This is a genomic window from Stenotrophomonas sp. YIM B06876 (genome assembly GCF_030711595.1).
In the GTDB taxonomy this organism is placed as follows: Bacteria; Pseudomonadota; Gammaproteobacteria; order Xanthomonadales; family Xanthomonadaceae; genus Stenotrophomonas.
This window is the reverse complement of sequence record NZ_JAUJUJ010000127.1, coordinates 1-1,505: the sequence shown is the minus strand read 5'-3', so window position 1 is coordinate 1,505 and position 1,505 is coordinate 1. Positions and strand designations below refer to the sequence as shown.

Below are 1,505 nucleotides of genomic sequence, written 5' to 3'. Positions count from 1 at the left end.
TACGGGTCTTTCAGGCTTTGCTGCACCAGCGCTGACTGGGGTGCAGGCAGAGTCTGGGCAAAGTTACCCACCGCCTTGCCCGCGCGTTCATGAAAGCGCTGCTCAATCTGCCACTCCAGCACCGTGCGGCTCCAGCCGTGCTCAATGCAGGCCTGCGCATACAGCAACACCAGCTCTACGGACTTCACCTTGGCTAGCAGGGTGCGCACATGCCCCCACGGCATTTGTCCCACAGGCTGTGGGACAACTTCAAACTGAGGGCTGAAGAACGCATAAAACTGCCGCATGGCAAACAGGCTGGTGCGTGAGAAACCCTTCATGCCGGGGTAGCTGGCCTGCAAATCCAGCGCCATCTGCTCCACCACCGCCGAACCCCAGGCGCGCTCACGTTGCCAGCCGTCCAGCTGGCGGCCAATGTCCCAATACAGGTTCAGTAGCTCGACATTCACCGCCAAGACGGCGCGGGTTTGCGATGCTTGAATGCGCTGCTTGATGGCGGCAATAGCCTGCCGATAGTCGGTGTGCTGGGTGATGTCGGTCATGGAGTCAGGCTCCCTGCTGCTGCCAGAAAGCATGGCGGCTTTTCAGGTGATCCGTCAGCAGCTTGACTGTCGCCTGTTCTGCGGGCGTCGGCACCGCCATGGCTTCATTCGACAGCGTGCTGTGGCTGGTGAAATTGATGATGCGGCTGTAGTACAGCTGCTTGTCGTCGGGCAGCAGCTCTGACCACTTTGGGTAGCCTAAGAAGCTGGCCGTCTTCTCGTACAGATTGCGCAGCAGCGTGAAGTGGTAGCGCTCCACCTTTTGATCGGCAATCGCCTGTTCGATGGTCTGCAGCAGGTGCAGATGATAGGAAAAGCTCTTGTTGGAATCGCCGTGTTTTTCCGTCAGCGTAAAGCTGCCGTCTTCCTGGCAATCCAGCATATAGCAGGCTTTGTTGCTGAACTCATTGAACAGCACGTTGTAGAACAGCGGGCTGTGCGTGGTGATGATGAACTTCAGATCGGACTGGCTGGATTTGATCAACCCCGCCAGGTTGACCGCCAGCTCGATCAAATGGTTTTCATCCAGTGAACTCACCGGATCATCCACAAAGACGTACTTCAGATTGTTGAACACATCGGTGGAGCGGTTGGCGACCTCTGCGATGTTCAGTTCGCCAATCACCTGCTCCAACAGGGCATTGAACACACTCCAGATGAAGTTGCTTTCTTCGCCCTTGGAAATCTTGATATGGGGCTCTTGCTGCTTGTTGCCGCGCTCAAATGAAAAGCTGACCGATGAAAAATCTGCACTGAAATGGGGTGTCAGCTTTTCGCTGGTGTAGTGCTGAAACGTCGCGGTGATTCTCTGGTCCTGGCCCTGTTCTTCGAGCACCCACCGGGTGAACGCGTTGGGCTGGATGATCAACCTGGGTTCAGCGTCCCGCTCCAGATCGTTCTTCCAATAAAACAGATCTTCCGTGAACGCGCTGTAGTAGAGAACCTTCTTGTCTGCCAAATCAG

At 56.0% G+C, this 1,505-nt stretch carries 2 protein-coding genes; both read right to left on the bottom strand.

Features of this window, described 5'->3' with window-relative positions:
- The coding region (locus tag QZH66_RS15300) for a DUF1016 N-terminal domain-containing protein (RefSeq protein ID WP_305806765.1) at nucleotides 1-542 on the bottom strand (542 nt) is incomplete at its 3' end.
- A gap of 4 nt (nucleotides 543-546) precedes the next feature.
- Nucleotides 547-1,505 (bottom strand): anticodon nuclease (locus tag QZH66_RS15295; protein ID WP_305806764.1); only part of this gene is annotated, 959 nt, incomplete at its 5' end.